Below are 18950 nucleotides of genomic sequence, written 5' to 3'. Positions count from 1 at the left end.
ATCATCTCCAGTTAATAGGCTTCACAAAGACATTGTAAATCCAATCTATCTCCCTATTTGTCATTTTCAAAACACTAGAAACTTTATATCTTTGTCTCATTTTACTACTCTCATCAAATGAAAGAATCATTTTAGTAAATGGCTCCATATGAGCAATTTGAAATTGTCGCCCCGCTTCATCATACTCATAAATATTTACAGCATTTTCAAAACTATAATACTCATCTTTGCATTCGTCCAAATTTAAGATAGCTGTTTCTTCCATACCATTCCAACAACTTGTACGATATTTTCCACCTGAAATAAATTCTGGAACTCCACGTAAAAATTTACGATAAACCTTTCCAAAAACTACTGGCAACATACCCTCAGCCGTATTTTCGATACAAAATTCACTTTCTGTTCCTAATCTATATAATTGATTCATGCTACTGATGATTTCCACGTGCGAGGAATTCGTACTGATAAGTTGCCCCTCATAAATAATTGTGCCAACTTTCAAGTCTAATAATTCTCCATTTACCATAACTGTTGCAGAATTTGAACTTTGGCTAACATAAGTGACTTTATAAGTAGCATTAAGTGTAGCGCTCCCAAGTTTATTTAAATATACTTCATGGCTACCAATAGCTTTTCCATCTATATAATTCATCTATTTTTCCTCCATACTTTTATTTTTTCGGTTATACTATAATCTTAAGCATTGCATTGGACTCACCTTCTTTCAATATATAAATTCAAAAGACTTTAATTGACTGAAAATTATGAAATTATTATATAATATAGTTAACTTTAAAGTCAACACTTTAAACAAACAAAAACAATCATATATGAACATATGGAGAAAGTTATGGATACTAACTTAGGAAGAACCTTTAGAAGGCTGAGAAAATTTAAAAATATGGAAATTAAAGAAGTGGCTAGCGAAGATATTTCTTATGCTCAAATTTCCAAATTTGAAAGAGGGCAGACGGACATGACGCTTACAAAGTTTCTTAGTAGTCTTAAGGCAATCAATGTCAGTCTTGAGGAATTTTATCATGAAGCCTATTTTTCTAACTTATCTAAAGACCTTCTTTTTAATTATGACTTTTGTCAAAAACTTGAAATTGAAGATAAAGAAAAACTTCATCAGCTCCTTAAAATAGAGACCGAATTGCTTACGCTTCACCCTAGTATAAAGAGTTACAAACTCAATATTATCCAAATCAAATCCCAACTTCATCTGATTGACCCTAATATTCAAGTAAATAAAAAAGATATTCTCTATCTAAAAGAATATCTGCTTTCAGTTAATAAGTTCTGTGCCTATGAACTTTATCTGTATAGCTCTTGTCTTCATCTCCTTGAGAATAAAACACAAGAGCAATTAATTCAAAAAATTATAACCACTGAAGATGAATATTTAGACTTTATCAGTCCTAAAATTCTTAAGATAATTCTTCGCCTTATTCCCATATTTATAGAAAATAATTTTTTGGATTCTCTCCCCTTGCTTTTTACATATCTTGAGTCACATACTAAGAGCGATTTATTTTTTTATGAAAAAGTAACTACGGTCTATTTGAAAGCATTATATGAGTTGAAAATAAACCCTGAGAATCATGAGGCCTCTTCTCTTTTAAATTCTTATACCGAAGCCTTTAAACTTTTCAACTCTCTTGAAATTGAGCATTAAAAAATTAAAAAGCCCTGAAATCTCAGGACTTTTATTTATTACCCAATTCTTTTAAGAGAACACCAAATTCTTCTTCAGATAAAGTAATTCCTTTACCCATTTTTTCATGGTCAGGCGACCAAGTACGAATGTCATATTTAGGTTCGGCATCATTCCAAGAAACACGATTTAATTCTTTACGCCAACCTTTTGCATTTTCAGAGAGAACAATCAATTCTTCAATGATTTCAAATTTTAATTTATCAGCCATCTTATTTCCTTTCTCATTAGTCTATACGAAAATAAATCACTTTTATCACTCTTCAATCAATTGAATATCTACACCAACAGCAGTCAATTTTTCAATAATGTGGTCATAACCACGTAGGATAAACTCAATATTAGAGATTTTTGTAGTCCCACTGGCAATAATTCCAGCAGTAACCAAAGCCGCACCAGCACGTAAGTCAGTTGCTTGAACACAACTACCAGTTAATTCATTAGGAGCGTCATAAATAATTCGATCATCTAAAACAGAAATATTAGCACCCATACGAGCCAATTCAGGGACATGATTGACACGTTTTTGGTAAATCGTATCAACAATCGAACCACGACCTTTTGCTTTCAATAAAAGTGGCGTAATTGGTTGTTGCAAATCAGTTGCAAACCCTGGGTAAGGAACAGAAGTAATATTGACTGACTTTAAATTTTCTGATTTATGAACTTCAATACTATCTTCACGAATAGTCAAACTTACACCCATTTCTTCAAGTTTAGCAATGAAAGATTCTAAGTGTTCATAAATAACATTTTCAATGATGACACCATCTCCCATAGCAGCAGCTAAGGCAAGATAAGTTCCAGCTTCAATACGGTCAGGAATCACCGTATGTTGAGCACCGTGCATTTCATCCACTCCAGTAATTCGGATAATGTCAGTTCCTGCCCCTCGAACTTGTGCGCCCATATTATTTAGAAGTGTCGCCACATCAATAATCTCAGGTTCACGGGCAGCATTTTCAATGATAGTTAAACCTTTTGCACGACTAGCAGCAAGCATAGTATTAATAGTTGCCCCAACAGAAACAACATCCATATAAATGGTTGTTCCAACTAATGAATCACCAATCACTTCTAAGTGCTCAGCTTCTTCTTCTTGAATCTTCTTAGCCCCTAGAGCTTTAAAGGCTTTATCATGTAAATCCGTTGGACGAGGGCCTAAATCACAGCCACCAGGCAAGCCTACTGTTGCCTGACCAAAACGTCCCAAAAGTGCCCCATTGAAATAATAAGAAGCACGTAAAGAGTTGATTTTTCCATAAGGAAGGGGACGAGAAACAACACTGCGTGTATCAATCACAAGTCGTCCTTCTTCAAGATTTCGTTCAATTTTTGCTCCCATGATTTCCATGATTTCGACTAAACTTGCGACATCAGAAATATCTGGAACTCCTTCAAGCGTTACAACATCGTTAGCTAAGATAGTTGCTGGAATCAAAGCGACTACTGAATTTTTTGCGCCAGAAATTGGGATGGTTCCTGAAATACGCTTCCCACCATTAATTACTATTTTTTTCATATTATTTCAAAATCACTTTTCACATTTTTATTGTCTTAAAAAAATTATATTTTTAAGAACCGCTCTTTATTTTAACATTTTATCGTAGTTTTTCATAGACTTTTTTTCTAAATAAAAAACCACAACTAAAATTTTAGCTGTGATTTTATTTTCCATTGCTTAACTGAATAATCTCTTATTCAAAAACAAATTGATTGTGATAAAGTTCAGAGTAGAAGCCACCTTGAGCAACGAGTTCATGGTGATTTCCTTCTTCGATAACTTCACCATCTTTAAGAACGACAATCTTATCTGCATTAAGAATTGTTTTCAAACGGTGAGCAATAACGAATGAAGTACGACCAGCAATAGCAGCCTCCATCGCCCATTGAATTTGTTGTTCAGTTACTGTATCCACATTTGAAGTTGCTTCATCCAAAATCAAAAGTTCTGGATTTGTCAAAATGGTACGTGCGATAGAAATTTGTTGTTTTTGACCAACTGAGAAGACTGATTCATCATCTGAAACATGTGTTTCGTACTTGTCAGGCAAGCTATCAATGAAATCATGAATGTGAGTTGTCTTAGCCACTGTTTCAATTTCTTCTTGAGTAGCATCTGGTTTACCAAACTTGATATTATCAGCAATCGTTCCATCAAAGAGAACAGACTCTTGCAAAACAATTCCGACATTTGAACGTAGACTATCTAAATCAAATTCACGAATATCAGTTCCATCAAATTTAATCGCTCCACCATTAACATCGTAGAAACGGTTCATCAAGTTCATAACTGTTGTTTTACCTGAACCAGTTGGACCAACGAGGGCAACCATTTGTCCTTTTTTAACATCAATATTAACTTTTTTGAGGACTGGTTTTCCTGGAAGATATTCAAAATCAAGATTTTCGATTTGAATACCGTCTTTAATCATATCAAATTTCTTACCATTTTCAGGACGAACTTCTTCTGGTTCATCAAACATGACATTCAGACGAGTTGCCCCTGTGATGGCAAGTTGAAGTTGACCGAAGTTTGATGAAATTTGCATGATTGGGTTGTAGTAACTTTGAACGTATTGTACAAAGGCAACTAAAAGTCCTAAACCTGTGGCAATTGACATGCTATCATCGTTAAGAACATAGGCCGTTCCACCAAAGATAACAATGGCAATTGACAAAAGTTGGAAACCATTCATCAATGGGAAAATCATACCAGACCATGCTTGAGCAGCAAAGGTACGTTTTTTAACATTTTCGTTATGTTCCAAGAATCCATTAATAGAATCTTCTTGTAAACCTTCAACGATAATTGCTTTTTGCCCAGAGATTTTTTCATCCATATAGGCATTAAGTTGTGAGACTTCTTCTTGTTGTTTGTCTGTTGCTTTTTTCGATTGACGAATGATAATAACAGCAGATAGAATGGCAACTGGAGAAGCGGCAACTGTCAACCAAGCGAATGTCACATCTTTATTAAAGATCTGGATAATGACACCCACAAAGACCGCAGCATTTGAAATAACTGAAACGAGTGCTTGGTTTAAAGTATTTTGAATGTTATCCAAGTCAGATGTGAAACGAGCAAGGATATCACCATCTTGATGACGGTCAAAATATGAAATTGTCAAACGTTCAAGTTTACCAAACAAACCTTTACGCATGCGATTTGTTGAATGAGCAACGATACGGCTAAAGAGCAAGGTATAAATCAACATTGATACACCTGTTGCTACATATACTGCAAGCAATTGCCACATTCCTTTCATGAATGTAGAAGTGCTGGCTGCATGTGAAGTTGCCACTGTTTTGAGTGTTTCTAAAGTTGTTCCTTTAGGAAGATTAGCAGTGATTTGGTCTTGTGCTGCTTGTGGCAAAGATTTCACAACTTCAGGAACATTGTGCCAATCTACTGTTTGGTGCATTTGTTGGCTTAGTTGTTGAGCAATTTGTTGTAGTGCATCTTGGGATTGACCAGCATGTTGATGTGTAAAGAAGTCAGTCACATATTTAGTCAAATTAGTGATGGCGTCCCCCAAAAGTGATGGAGAAACAACCTGTAACCAAGTTGCTAAAATGATGAAAATCATAATTACAGCAAATTGGAGTTTATATCTTTTCAGATAGAGGTAAAAAAATCGGATGGCACGTGTGGTGTCAGACATTTTTCTTGTTGATTTGGTATTTTCCATGTCTTAGTCCTCCTGTGCTTTCTGTGTGTCGTAGATTTCTTGGTAAATTTTATTCTCAGCAACTAATTCTTGGTGAGTTCCTTGACCAACAAGTTTTCCTTGGTCAAGAACCAAAATATTATCTGCATGAACCACTGATGAAATCTTTTGAGCAATAATAATTGTGGTTGTGTCTTTAAGGTCTTTATTCAAAGCTTCTTGAACAAGTTTTTCAGATTTAGCATCAAGGGCTGATGTTGAGTCATCTAAAATTAAGACATTTGGATTTTTAACAACTCCACGTGTGATTGAAAGTCTTTGCTTTTGACCACCTGAGAAGTTATTTCCGCGTTCTTCAACTTCAGAATCATATTGACCCTCTTTAGTTGTAATAAATTCTGCGGCTTGGGCAATGCGTGCAGCACGAGTCATTTCTTCATCAGTTGCATCGGCTTTCCCTTGTTTAATATTTCCAGCAATTGTTCCTGAGAAGAGAATGGCTTTTTGAAGAACAATAGAAATATTTTTCTTCAATGTTCCACGACTAACTGTTTTAAGATCTTTTCCACCAACTGAAACGGTACCTTCTGTTGGATCAAAGAGTCTCGGAATCAATTGTGCCAATGTAGATTTACCAGCACCAGTCGCTCCGACAATCCCAACCATTTGACCAGGTTCTACTTCAAAGCTAATATCTTTAAGTGTTGGTTCTTCATCATTAGGATAAGAGAATGACACATGGTCAAATTTGACAGAACCTGAAAGAACTTCGTCTTTAGCATTTTCATCAAATTTCATGGCTGGATCAGTATTTAACACTTCATTAATACGTCCAATTGATACCATACCACGTGAAGCAAACATTGAAATCATACCACCCATGATGATGGCAAACATAATCATCCCCATATAAGTCATGAATGTTGCAATACCACCAATACTATCTTGGGCCACTGTTGTTGACTCTGTTACAAAAGTTGAAACAAAGTAAATAGCAAGCCAAATTGCTCCTTGAGCAATCACAGTAAACAGTGGAATCATTGCTGAGAAGAGTTTTCCTACTGCCCAGTTATGGTCGTAAAGTTCATCAGAAGTTTCATCAAAATCTTTGATTTGATTTTTTTCTTGAACGAATGATTTAACAACACGTGAACCACGCAAGTTTTGTTTAGCTATGGCATTAATACGGTCCATCAATTTTTGGAAAGCCATAAAGTGAGGCCCCATACGTCCCATTAAAACGGCTGTGACTAATACGATTAAAACAATTAAAAGAACAGTAATCCACCATAATCTTGGAAGAGTTGTGATAGAAAGAACAACCGCACCAATCAAAAGTACTGGAATCCGCATCAAAATTTGGAAAACCATCATCATTAAGTTTTGAACTTGTGTGACGTCGTTTGTCATACGAACAACAAGGTTTCCGGCATTGAACTTTTCAACATTTTCATAAGAGAATGTATTAATTTTTTTGTAAGTCGCTTCACGAACGTCTGCTCCAATTTCTTGAGCAATACGCGCTGCTGAAAGTGTACTAAAGATAGCAAAAATTATCCCTATCCCAGCAACAATCAAAAGCTCAACTCCATATCCTGAAACCTTATCAGCCATTTGATGACGGCTATAAGTTGTTGATGACATTACGGTCATAATTCGTTTCATGATTTGGGGCTGGTAAAGCTGTACTCCTGCATAAATAAAGGTTGAAACGATTGAGAATAAGGCAACCCATTTATGCTTCATGATTGATTTGAAAATCATAAAATTCCTTTATAGAGTTAAATAATGTAAATAAGTTTACATTAAATTGAATTTTCAATTTCATTTTACTTCAAAATAATTTCAATAAATTTTTTGAGAAAATAATTATAACATTATTTTTTTTAGTAAACAAGCATTAATTGTTAATGCTGTTAAATATTACAATAGTTAGTTTCACGAAAGATAAACTAACAAAAATATTGTAACGCTTTTCAAAGTTTAAGTCAACAATTTGCGACGAATATTTTTTACCTTCATCCCTTATTTAGTAACTTAAATTTTAATTGGAAATTATTTATTAGATTCATCTTTTTTATTTGCTTCTAAATTTTCAATAATTTCATCGACTCTAGACCAAGATTCAAAAGCAAGTCGCATATTTTCATGACCAATTTCTGTCAAGCGGTAGTATTTACGACGGCCACCTTGGCTTTCGTCTCCCCAATAAGAACTGATAATCCCATCCTTTTCAAGTCGTTTAAAGATTGTATAGAGCGTGGCTTCATTAAGCTCCATTTCTCCATTTGAGGCTTCTTTGACTTGCTTGATAATGCCATAAACATAATTATCCCCTTGTTTTAAGACATTGAGCAAAATGACATTGGTTTGGGCGCGTAACATTTCCTTTGGTATTTCTGCCATTCTTTTTCCTTTCTATCATTTTAAACAAAGTATATTATACTTCACATTACTATGTAAGTCAAGGTACTTGAATTTTTTATATAATTATTTTATTTTTGACTGATTTCTACTACATTAATATAGTAAAAAGTGGGTATTTTTATATAAATTAGTCAGCCCTTATTTTTTATTTATATTTTGTGAGCCCTTGTTATAAAAGCATTTTTTGGCAATAGATACAAACTTTCATTCAAAATTTTGTTATAATGGAATGATGTAAATTTGGGAGGATTCATATGGCAGCTTCAAGTACAAACAATCTGAAACTCGCTGAAAAAGGAGTTTGGGTTTCTATTATCGCTTATATTGTTTTATCCATTGGACAAATTGCTTTTGCAGCAATTGTGCATTCTAGCGCTCTTCAAGCTAATGGTTTTAACAATGTGACTGATATTATGGGAAATATTGCAATTTTGATTGGTCTTCGACTTGCTCGAATTCCAGCAGATAGTGATCATGTTTATGGTCACTGGAAAATTGAATCAATCGCTAGCTTAATTTCTAGTTTTATCATGTTTTTCGTTGGTTTTGAGGTTTTAAGAGAAACAGTTATGACACTTCTTTCTGGTAAAGAAGAAGCCATAGACCCACTGGGAGCTCTTGTTGGTTTATTCTCAGCTTTTGTCATGCTGGGCGTTTATCTTTATAATCGGGCATTGGCTAAAAAAACGAACTCACAAGCGCTGTCAGCAGCAAGTAAGGACAATCTCTCTGATGCGGTGACTTCTATTGGAACTGTGGTTGCTATTTTAGCAAGTAGCGTCGGCTGGGAGTGGCTTGATACTGCGATGGCTGTAGTTATTTGTGGTTTCATTTTAAAGACTGCTTATGATATTTTCCATGAATCTGTTTTTAGTCTCTCTGATGGTTTTGATGAAAATCTTGTCGAAGAATATCGCGAAGCGATTTGCTTAGTTCCAAAAGTAAAAGGGGTTAAGCTTGTCCGAGGTCGTTCTTATGGAAGTAATATTTTCCTTGATGTAGTGGTTGAAATGTCTCCTGATTTAAGTGTTTTCGAGAGTCATGAAGCGACCGAGTTCATTGAGAAAATGTTAATTGACAATTATGGTGTTTATGATGTTGATGTCCACGTTGAACCTGCTGCCTTACCTGAAGAGGAACATTACGCCAGTCGCTCACTTGAACTTTTGGCGAAAGAAGAACAGTTTTTAAATCTGGAAAATTTGGACAAATTAACTGACAGCACTTTTCAAGAAATTCTTGCTGATGGAAAAATCATCAGTGCTTCTGATAAATTGATAGATTTTGCAAAAATTACTGACGAAAATTCTGTCAGTAAAAATAATGACTCTAAAAATTCATTGACAAGTCTGTCAGTAATTCCATTAGCAATAAATCACTATAGTAGTTCACAAGTCAGCAAGAAAACATTTATTTTAACTTATGATTACTGGAAAAATGAACAAAATTTTGTGGTTACAAGTATCTGGCGACGCAATGACTATTGGCGCTGTATTTATAGACAGACAACTTTAAAAAGAGAGGAAAAGTGATTATGACCAATCTTCAGCAAAATCAGGAACAAATTATGACTTCTTTAACTGATTTATTTAATAAGATTGATGCCTATTACAAGCCGCAAATGGAGGCTGAATTCTCAAATATCTCGTTATCAGAAATTGAAACGATTGAATTTATTGCTAAAACTCCTTATCCAAATGTAACCAAATTAGCTCATCATCTCTACATGACACGTGGTGCTGCCAGTAAAATCGCTAAAAAACTGCTCAAAAAAAATCTCGTTGAATCTTATCAAATTCCTCAAAATAAAAAGGAAATCTATTTTCGCTTAACAAAAGAGGGGCAAGAAATTAATGACCGTCACGAAAGTTTGCACCAAAAATTTTCAGAAAATGATCAAGTTATCTTCGATGAATTAACTGATGAGTCTGTCAGCAATATTTTAGAATTCCTCAATAAATACAATAATCATCTTGATTCTGCTATCCGGAATAATATTGAAAAATAATTCTGTCAGTAAATTATTTTTTACTGACAGTTTTTTTGTTTGTTTTTTGTTGACACGGAAACAATGTTATGATATACTATTTTTGTTTCCGAGGAAACCGTGTAGAAAGGTGAAATCACAATTCTATAGATTTCACTTTAGCAGACGCAAGCCTGCGCAAAAAACTTCCTAAGAAATCATCATCAATTATTGTAATCGGGTTCAGAGCCTTAGATGTTTAGGACAAATCTTATAACTGAGCCTTTCTCACCTCTTACTTTAATTGAATTCGCCCTCTTTGAAGTGAATGAAATTAGACAAAATTGAGAACCTGCCCGTTTTCTCTACTTGCTAAAGCAAGTGATAAAAAGGCAAAGTAGCAAGTCGAATGGAAAATTTCATCACTTCAACACAGTCAGGCTCATATCTTATGGAGGTTTTACCTATGAAAATTAATAAACACGCCCTCACTTTTGGGCTTATTACCACTTTCCTGACTGGTCTTGGTTTTACAATCATCTCACCAGTTGTTCCTTTTATGGTCGCACCTTTTGCTAATCCTCATGACCAAGCTCTCATTGTCACTAGTTTAATGGCAATCTATGCCCTCTGTACTTTCTTTGCCGCTCCTGCTCTCGGTTCTTTATCAGACCGCTTTGGTCGTAAACCTGTCTTACTGATTTCTTTAGCTGGCTCTGCTCTCGGTTATCTTATCTTTGGCTTAGCGGGTAGTCTATGGATACTTTTTCTCGGACGAATCATTGATGGTTTAACTGGTGGAAATATCGTGACCCTTTTTGCTTACTTCGCTGATATTACTGATGAAGAAAATCGAACTAAAGTTTTTGGTTGGACAGCCGCCGCTGTTGGTGTTGGAACAATTTCTGGCCCAACAGTTGGAGGACTTCTGGCTCATTTTGGCAATTCAGTTCCCTTTTATTTCGGCGCCCTAATCTCCATCGCCAATCTTCTTTACGGTGCATTCGTAATGAACGAAAGCTTGCCTGAAACTCATCGCACACGTAATTTTTCCCTTAAACAACTCAATCCTTTCACTCAACTTTTTCAACTCTTACGCATGAAAAATCTCAATCGTCTGCTCTTTGCCGGTATCTTACTTTGGCTACCAAATGGTGCACTCCAAGCAATTATTAGTCAATTTTCATTAGATTCTTTTGCTTGGACGCCTGTATTAATTGGTCTAGCCATATCCATTATGGGTTTAATGGATATCTTGACTCAAATCTTTATCATGCCAAGACTTCTAAAATTAGCTAATGAAGATAAACTCATCCGTTTGGCACTAGTCTGCGAAATTATTGCTTACCTTCTTTTCGCACTTTCTGCTTTTTCTAAAATGTGGCCCTTCTTCATTCTGGCAATGTTTATCTTTGCTTTTGGAGATAGTATTTTTGGAACTGCCTTTAACGGTAAACTTTCAAAATCAGCGACTTCTTCCGAACAAGGTAAACTTCAAGGTGGAAGTCAAGCACTTCAAGCACTTACTCGTGTGATAGGCCCTTTAATTGGTGGACAAATCTATATCAGCCTTGGTCATTTCGCTCCAGCACTCATGGGATTTATCTTTCTAATTATCGCTCTGCTTGTGCTATCAAAAACAAAGTCAGACCAAGAATGAATAAAAAAATCACCTCAAAAAGGTGATTTTTTATTTATTATAATTTTTCAGAAATTTCTTTGATTGATTTATCAACGTCAGCCTTTTGGCTATCAATCAAAGCAACACGTGCTGTGATTTGCTTGATTGCCATTTCGATTGAACGTTTCAAACCTTGATTTTCTAATTTTGGCTCAAAGAAAGCTTTATATTCTGCTAATTTATCAGCAGTTTTAAAAGTATTTCCTGGATAGATAACAAATTTATCATAACTCATATCTCCACCCAATTTTTCTTCAAGGAATGCCCAGTTTGCTTTTTCCCAAGCCCAAGCAGCATCTTGTGAGAAATCATTGCGCAAAAGGTAGAACCAAGAGAAAGCAATATCTTGTGGCTTAACAATATCAGCATTTTTGAAGCTTTCAAGCAATTCAGCAATGACTTTTTCATCCTTGATTAATGCGACAGCCCCTTCAAGCTCACGCTTAAATTCTTGCAAGCTAGTTTTAACATAAGTTTCACGATAAGTTTTAACCAATTCAGCAGAATTTGTCGTCTTAATTTCATTATTTAAAACAATTGGACGAATATCAGCCGGAATTCCTGCTAGATTTTCTTTATGTGCTGCAAAGATTTGACTGGCTTTTGCTTTGGCATCTGCATTTTCAGCATACAAAGTCTTACTCAAAACAATTCCACGAAGACTCTCATCACCAGAAGATTCACCGGCAACTTTATCCCAGCCTAAGCGAGCATAGTTTTTAGCGAAAAGTTTACCTACCAAGCTTTGGAAAGCTTTTTCAGTTTCTGAATCCTCATCAACAAAAAGTTCCAATTCGCTAATGAGTTGACTCAAACCAGTATTGACAAGGTAAGATTCTTCATTAGTAAATGCTGGCAAGATATTTACGACATCAGCATAAGAAATTACACCTGCTTTAGCCAATAATTTACGATCTTGCAAGATTTGGAATTTAGTGACATTCTCCAAAGTCTCAACTTCTGAGAGGAGGTCTGTTAATAATTGCCCTTTGTAATCAATAATGTAATGAGCCATATTTGCATCATTCAAAAAGAGAGCTTTACCATTATTTTTTGCTTTCAAAGCAGCAAAACCAGGAATTTCAACTTTTTCAGAAGAAAGTAAGTCTGGCAATCCTGACCAATTTGTATTCAAAGGAACATTCCACAAACGTCCTTTATCGGCACCCTCACCAACGAAGAATTGTTTTTGACTCAAAACTAAAGTATCATCAATGACTTCGGCAGTAACGACAGGATATCCTGGTTGGTTAACCCATGAATGCATAAATGCTGCTACATCTTTTCCAGAGACTTCAGCCAAAGCATCCCAAAGATTATCTCCGACTGTATTACCGTATTGGTGGCGTTTGAAGTAAAGAGCTAAACCAGCAGCAAAATCTTCATCTCCAAGCCATTTACGAAGCATAACCATCAAACGTGACCCTTTGGCATAGACGATTGCTGGGTCAAATAGTGTTCCAATTTCATCTGGGTGAGTCACTTCAACATGGACAGATTGGACTCCATCAGTTGCATCACGATTCAGTGCCATATTGGCTTCTGAGATTGAGAATGATTCCCAAACGTTCCAACTTGGTTCTAAAGCATCCATACAAACATATTCCATGTTGTTGGCAAATGATTCATTGAGCCACAAATCGTCCCACCATTTCATTGTCACAAGGTCACCGAACCATTGGTGAGCCAATTCGTGTGCAATAACGGTTGCTACATATTGTTTGCTTTGAATTGTTGCATTTTCAGGGTCAACAAGCATGCAGACTTCACGATAAGTGATACATCCCCAGTTTTCCATTGCTCCTGCTGAAAAGTCAGGCAAGGCAATGTGCCAACTGTGTGGGAGTGGATATGGTGTTTTATAGTAATCTTCATAAAATTCAATTGAACGAATGGCAATATCAAGCGGGAAATCAAGCGCAGCTTCACTATGAGCTTTCGTTGCAAAAGCACCTACTTCAACACCAGATTTTGTTTTTCCTTTTTTATATTGAAGTTCACCGAATACAAAAGCCAAAAGGTAAGAACTCATTTTAACAGTACGTTCAAAAACGTGAATTCCATTAATATTCAAGAGTTCTGGCATGTTTGAAACAATAATGTCGCCTTCTTCTTCATCAAATTTTACTGACAAATCAAAGGTTGCTTTTGCTTCTGGTTCATCAATAGAAGGAAAGGCTTGACGAGCAAAATGGCTTTCAAATTGTGTACCAATGAGCATTTTCTTTTCGCCATTAACTTCATAGTATGAAGGGTAAATTCCCATCATGTTGTCAGTCAATTCAGCTTCATATTCAAATGAAACAGTCACGCGCCCAGTTTCACCAATTTTAACTACAATTTCTTCATCTTCTTCATTTTCAATGAAGTTTGTGTCCACACTAAATGCACGAACTTTATTAAAGTGTAAACCTTTGGCATGAAAGGCAATCACACTATCTTTTGCTTCCCCAGTAATTGCCACTTGACCTTTTATTTTCTTGGTTTTACGGTCAATATCGAGGAAAATTTTATAATTTTCCGGAACAAAAGTTTCAATTAAACGTTTTACAGCCATGTTTTCTCCTAAATATTCAGTATTAATCTAATTATATCAAATTGAATAGAAAATTTCGAGTACAAAGAAAAATTACATCTATTCTTTTTACTACTAAAAAAGCTGCCTGTTGACAGCTTATAAATAGAAGACAAGCATCAATTGCAATTATCCCCTATTTTGTCAGTTATAACTATTTAGTAGCTGCTAGTGCTTTTTCATAATTTGGTTCATCAGAAAGCTCTGACAAAACTTCACTATAGACAATTTGACCATTTTTCACAACAAAGACGCTTCTGGCAAGACGTCCTTCAAGAGGACCACCATTTAAAATAAGACCATAAGCCTTTCCAAAAGTTCCATCATCAGCAAGAATTGTCATGTCAACACCTTCGGCTGCACACCAATTTTTTTGCTCATCTGCTGTATTATTTGAAATACTCAAAAAGTCAATTTCAGAATGTTTTGCTGCTTCAAGATTAAAATGTTTCGTCTGAAGTGAACAAACTCTAGTATTAATATCGGGAAAAACACTAATCAACACAGGTTTTTCAAGTTTTGATAATCTAACTTTATTTCCTTTTAAATCTGTCAGTTCAAAATCAGGTGCATCACCACTTGTTGTCGGATTTATTGTTGCTATTTTTTCACCATGAGATGTGATATTCATTGTCATTAATGCTCCTTTGTTAATCTCTATGACTTCATTTTATCATAGAATCTCAACTCATCTGGCTCTTATTGCTCATATTTTACTGCTAAATATTGACTTTCTAAAGGACTTGGAAGTAAAAGTGAGTCATCTTCTGATTTCACAAATTGATAATTAATTTTTGGAATTATTACTGTATGTTTCATACTAGGCTCCTCCTTTTGATAATTAAAAGTATATCAGTAAAAACTTTAGAAAAACTTAGCTCATTCTCAAGTATAACTTAATAAGAAATTACTGACAGAACTTTTTAGATTTCTGTCAGTAATTTTTATTTTAAAATTTCAAAATTATGATTGACTGTCGCTTCAATTATCGGATGTTTTTTCAAATAATCAGCAATCAATTCGGTCATATCAACTGTAATTTCTCTAACAATCTTGTCCGCAGAAAACATGGGATAATTTCCACCCCCAACTGCGCGATATTGATTGACGACAATTTCTAAAATTTCGTCATCCTTTACCTGATGTCCCTTGAAACCCAAACGTACAATTCGCTGACCAATTTCTTTTTTCAAATCAATAACATATTCAATTCCTTCGTACATATCATAATTATAATATTCAGGTTTTGGTTCAATAAAGCGTGGACTAAAAACAATTTCGCCACTTTTGTCAAGTTCAAGATGTTCCGCTGTCCGCTCTAAGGCAGCCTTCAATTCTGCACCTGTCACTCTTAAAACAGCTAAAGTGTTGGGATAAATATAATTTGTTAGAATCGATCTCATCGTGATTTCTTTTGCAAAACCCTTAGACTCATTATTAAAAAGAGCAGTACCGGAAATTTCGGCTCCTGTCGCTTCCATTTGTATTTTATTAATTAATTCAATATAAGGATGTTCAATCAGTCGAGCAGTCATTGGATCACGGATAATCATTTCTCCATGAACTTCTCCCATTGGCTGGTCTAACCAGTCCTCTGCTTCTTCACTAACAGCGGCTATCAGCTGATTGACCTCCGATGAAACTTTGCAATTCTCCGTTTTATGAAGTTTAGCGTTTGAAGCCACAACTTTTTTATGATTATCTAATTCAAGTTCTATTTCACCAACAAAAGCACCACGATATCCTGGTTGAATAACTGGAACTCCAAAAAGATGGTCAGCAATTTCACGATGCTGGTGTCCAGTCACTAAGGCATCAATGTAATCTTTATACTCTTCGACTAACTGATAAGCCTCATTTTCCCCTGTCAAACTTTCTGTCGGAATGCCTGTCTGTAAATCTCGCTCAAAGCCTCCATGATATGCAACAATCAGAAGGTCAACTGATTGGCGCAAGTCAGGCAGAATATTTTTTGCAGTTGTCAGAATAGATTGGAAAGTCAAATCTTTGATAATTGACGGTTTTTCCCAATGTGGAATATATTGTGTCAAAAAACCAACAATTGCAATTTTCACCCCCTGCGCTTCAATAATTTTATAAGCAGGGCCAAAAGCAGGTTGACCTTCATTATTCAATACATTCGCAGCCAAAATAGGATAATTAACCTGATTTACATAACTTTTTAAATAATCAATCCCATAATTAAACTCATGATTACCAAGCAATCCCACATCATAACCAAAAGAATTAGTAACATTGACCAAGTCTTTAAGACCGCGACTTGATTTTTTTGCTAGATAATAAGCCAAGGGTGAACCTTGTAATAAATCACCATTTTCAATTTTTACAATAATTTCACCCTGTTGCTGAGCCACTGCTGTCAGTTCATCTATTTTAGATTTGGCTTTAGCCATTGAAAAAGGCAAATTCATTTTTCTTTCAGTGAAGTTTGTTGGGAGAACAAAACCATGTAAATCACTCGTTTCTAGAATTCTTATTTTCATATTATTTATCCCTTCGCCAATTTTTTCCGAATTCTTGATGAAATGAGTTCAACAAGGATAATTAAAACTAAAAGTCCCAACAATATTGCACCAACGGCTGACCATTTGTAGCCAGACATTGCAAAACTCAATGGCGCACCAATTCCACCAGCACCAACTAATCCCAAAATAGCCGCATCACGAAGATTCATATCTAAACGGTAAAGTAAAATCGAATAAAGATCTGGTAATAATTGGGGTAAAACTCCAAAACGAATTTTTTGAAAAGTTGTTGCACCAGCTGCGTCCATAGCCTCAATAACACCCATATCCAAATCTTCAATAGCTTCAATAAATAGTTTTGCAATCATCCCAATTGACTCAAAACCAAGCGCCATTACACCGGCTGAAGAACCTAAACCAACGACTGGAATAAATAAAAGGGCATAAACAAAAGAAGGAATTGTCCGAATCGCCATCAAGACAAAACGAATCAGATAAGCTAACCAAATCGGAACTAAATTAGTCGCCGCAAGAAAAGAGAGTGGAAGGGCAACAATTGCACCAACCAAAGTCCCAAGCAAACCAATTGCAAAAGTTTGTAGCAAGAGATAAGGTAAGCCAGTTTCAGTTAGGTTAAATATTAAACTGGTATCTGGATGAAAAATCCCTGTGAAAATATTTTTGGCAATTAAAGCTCCATGTTCTGAAACACCATGATAATGGACGACTGAAGTCGACCAAATTGAAACTGCTAATAAAACAATAAATATCAAAAGATAATAAAACCAGTTTTTAGGTCTATGATTATATTCTTCAATAATTTGTGAATTCATTTTTCCTCTCATTCCTAGGCAATTTTCTTACGAATTAATGCGCTGATTGAATCAATAATCATGACTGTAGCTAGAATAGAAATTAAAATCATACCAACACTGGAAAAATCACGAAAATTCACTCGGTCATTTAAGATATTTCCTATCCCTCCAGCTCCAACATATCCTAAAATTGCAGCATAGCGGACATTTCCTTCAAATGCATAAAGAGCAGTTGAAAGATAAGTAGGTAAGACTTGAGGAAAAACAGCAATGAAAAAGGCTTTTAAAGGACTGACCCCTAAAGCTTCAGCTGCTTCAAAAGGTCCCATATCAACGGTTTCAATCACCTCAAACAATTGTTTTCCTATGAAAGAAAAGGTAAATACAAAAATTGCAACAACTCCAGCAAAAGTCCCTAGGCCAAAAATATAGGTTGCAATTAAAGCCAAAACCAAAGTTGGCAAAGTTCTTGCTAGCATAAAAATCAAACGAATGATGCCGTTAACAAAACGGTTTTTAAGGATGTTATTTGCCGCCAATATCGCAAATGGAACTGACAAAATTGCTCCAAGTAAGGAAGCAAAAAAGCTCATCTTAATCGTATCTAATAATGGAGGAAGCACTTTATGAAAGTAAGCCCAATTTGGTGGGAGCATACTTGCTAATTTTTGAAAAAAGAGACCACTTCTGCTAAGCGCACTAAAATCAAAATTTGTAAGAAGAACAGAAAAAGCAATCAGTAAGATGATAATTAACCAAGTCAACCAAGTTCGACTGACTTTTTCTTCAACAACTTCTCCTGTAATGAGTTTTATTTTTTTAGGCTTAAAAATTTTATCGTACATTTAGGCCTCTTTTCTATAAACTTCATCCAAAATTTCTTTGGTTACCTCTTTCGAAGGACCGTCATAAACAATTTTTCCTTTTTTTACAGCAATAATCCGCGAAGCGTATTCTAAAGCAAGCTCGACATGGTGAATATTCAGTAAAATTGTTTTATTGAATTCTTCATTAATTCTTTTAAAATCATCCATTACTTCTTTAGCTGTGACTGGGTCAAGTGCTGAAACAGGTTCATCAGCGAGTAAAATTTCACTTTCTTGACTAAGAGCACGAGCGAGTGATACACGTTGCTGTTGTCCACCCGAAAGTTGATCTGCTCGGATATAAGCTTTATCTAAAATTCCTACCTTATTAAGAGAGTCTAAGGCAACGAGTTTATCTTCTTTTGAAAATAAACCAAAAATGACCTTAAATAAACTCATATCTGGTACACGAGCAAACATTACATTTTTCAAAACCGTCACTCTAGGAACTAAATTATAGGATTGAAAAATCATTCCCACATGTCTCCGAAATTTTCTTAGCTCTTTTCCTTTAAGTTTTGACACTTCTGTATTATTCACAATTAACGAACCCGAAGTAATATCATTTAAACCATTAACGCAACGAATCAGGGTTGATTTTCCTGCTCCCGATGTTCCAATAATAGCTACGAATTCTCCTTGATTGATCTGTAAATTAACATCCGTCAAACCTTTTGTGCCATTTGGATAAATTTTTGACACATTTTCAAATTTTATCATTACTTCTCCATCCTTCTTCACTAATG

16 protein-coding genes are annotated in these 18950 nt (G+C 35.2%); 4 read left to right on the top strand and 12 right to left on the bottom strand.

Going from position 1 to position 18950, the window contains the following annotated elements:
• Position 1: 1 nt before the first annotated feature.
• Complete coding sequence (locus QJV49_RS09005) at positions 2–652, bottom strand: hypothetical protein (RefSeq protein ID WP_225512329.1); 651 nt, start codon at positions 650–652, stop codon at positions 2–4.
• Between the two features lie 198 nt (positions 653–850).
• On the opposite strand from QJV49_RS09005, the gene QJV49_RS09000 reads away from it, so the two are divergent.
• Positions 851–1678: a helix-turn-helix domain-containing protein gene (locus QJV49_RS09000; RefSeq protein WP_225512328.1), complete on the top strand. Its 828-nt coding sequence runs from the start codon at positions 851–853 to the stop codon at positions 1676–1678.
• Between the two features lie 31 nt (positions 1679–1709).
• Here the strand turns inward: QJV49_RS09000 and QJV49_RS08995 are convergent, their stop codons facing one another.
• From QJV49_RS08995 to QJV49_RS08975, 5 genes are all read right to left on the bottom strand, one after another.
• On the bottom strand, positions 1710–1928 hold the full coding sequence (locus tag QJV49_RS08995; RefSeq protein WP_003131683.1) for a YdbC family protein: 219 nt from the start codon (positions 1926–1928) through the stop codon (positions 1710–1712).
• A 45-nt stretch (positions 1929–1973) separates the two neighbouring features.
• Positions 1974–3239: a UDP-N-acetylglucosamine 1-carboxyvinyltransferase gene (locus QJV49_RS08990; protein ID WP_225512327.1), complete on the bottom strand. Its 1266-nt coding sequence runs from the start codon at positions 3237–3239 to the stop codon at positions 1974–1976.
• A gap of 175 nt (positions 3240–3414) precedes the next feature.
• Positions 3415–5409, bottom strand: coding sequence for a multidrug efflux ABC transporter LmrCD subunit D (gene lmrD / locus QJV49_RS08985; RefSeq protein WP_225512326.1), 1995 nt, complete (start codon positions 5407–5409; stop codon positions 3415–3417).
• Positions 5410–5412: 3 nt separating this feature from the next.
• A complete protein-coding gene (gene lmrC / locus QJV49_RS08980) occupies positions 5413–7134 on the bottom strand; it encodes a multidrug efflux ABC transporter LmrCD subunit C (protein ID WP_225512374.1) in 1722 nt (573 codons plus the stop codon).
• A 309-nt stretch (positions 7135–7443) separates the two neighbouring features.
• The gene (locus QJV49_RS08975; protein WP_003131688.1) at positions 7444–7794 is read right to left on the bottom strand and encodes a PadR family transcriptional regulator; all 351 of its coding nucleotides are present in this window, start codon (positions 7792–7794) and stop codon (positions 7444–7446) included.
• Between the two features lie 275 nt (positions 7795–8069).
• On the opposite strand from QJV49_RS08975, the gene QJV49_RS08970 reads away from it, so the two are divergent.
• The 3 genes from QJV49_RS08970 (at position 8070) to QJV49_RS08960 (ending at position 11441) form a co-directional block, all read left to right on the top strand.
• A complete protein-coding gene (locus QJV49_RS08970) occupies positions 8070–9347 on the top strand; it encodes a cation diffusion facilitator family transporter (protein ID WP_021722392.1) in 1278 nt (425 codons plus the stop codon).
• 2 nt (positions 9348–9349) lie between these two features.
• Positions 9350–9823: a MarR family transcriptional regulator gene (locus QJV49_RS08965; protein ID WP_058209140.1), complete on the top strand. Its 474-nt coding sequence runs from the start codon at positions 9350–9352 to the stop codon at positions 9821–9823.
• Between the two features lie 424 nt (positions 9824–10247).
• Complete coding sequence (locus QJV49_RS08960; protein WP_225512325.1) at positions 10248–11441, top strand: MFS transporter; 1194 nt, start codon at positions 10248–10250, stop codon at positions 11439–11441.
• Positions 11442–11478: 37 nt separating this feature from the next.
• Here QJV49_RS08960 and QJV49_RS08955 read toward each other — a convergent pair whose 3' ends face one another.
• From QJV49_RS08955 to phnC, 6 genes are all read right to left on the bottom strand, one after another.
• A complete protein-coding gene (locus QJV49_RS08955; RefSeq protein WP_225512324.1) occupies positions 11479–14019 on the bottom strand; it encodes a M1 family metallopeptidase in 2541 nt (846 codons plus the stop codon).
• Between the two features lie 172 nt (positions 14020–14191).
• The gene (locus tag QJV49_RS08950; protein WP_225512323.1) at positions 14192–14674 is read right to left on the bottom strand and encodes a peroxiredoxin; all 483 of its coding nucleotides are present in this window, start codon (positions 14672–14674) and stop codon (positions 14192–14194) included.
• Positions 14675–14981: 307 nt separating this feature from the next.
• The gene (locus QJV49_RS08945) at positions 14982–16541 is read right to left on the bottom strand and encodes a bifunctional UDP-sugar hydrolase/5'-nucleotidase (protein WP_225512322.1); all 1560 of its coding nucleotides are present in this window, start codon (positions 16539–16541) and stop codon (positions 14982–14984) included.
• 5 nt (positions 16542–16546) lie between these two features.
• Positions 16547–17356, bottom strand: a complete 810-nt coding sequence (phnE, locus tag QJV49_RS08940; RefSeq protein WP_225512321.1) for a phosphonate ABC transporter, permease protein PhnE — start codon at positions 17354–17356, stop codon at positions 16547–16549.
• Between the two features lie 14 nt (positions 17357–17370).
• Entirely contained in the window at positions 17371–18183 is an 813-nt protein-coding gene (phnE, locus tag QJV49_RS08935; protein WP_225512320.1) for a phosphonate ABC transporter, permease protein PhnE, read from the bottom strand.
• Complete coding sequence (gene phnC / locus QJV49_RS08930) at positions 18184–18924, bottom strand: phosphonate ABC transporter ATP-binding protein (protein ID WP_225512319.1); 741 nt, start codon at positions 18922–18924, stop codon at positions 18184–18186.
• Between the last annotated feature and the right edge of the window lie 26 nt (positions 18925–18950).

Source organism: Lactococcus sp. NH2-7C, assembly GCF_029953655.1.
Lineage (GTDB): Bacteria > Bacillota > Bacilli > Lactobacillales > Streptococcaceae > Lactococcus > Lactococcus lactis.
Note: the sequence above shows the minus strand (reverse complement) of the source record. Positions and strands in the feature narration are given on the sequence as shown.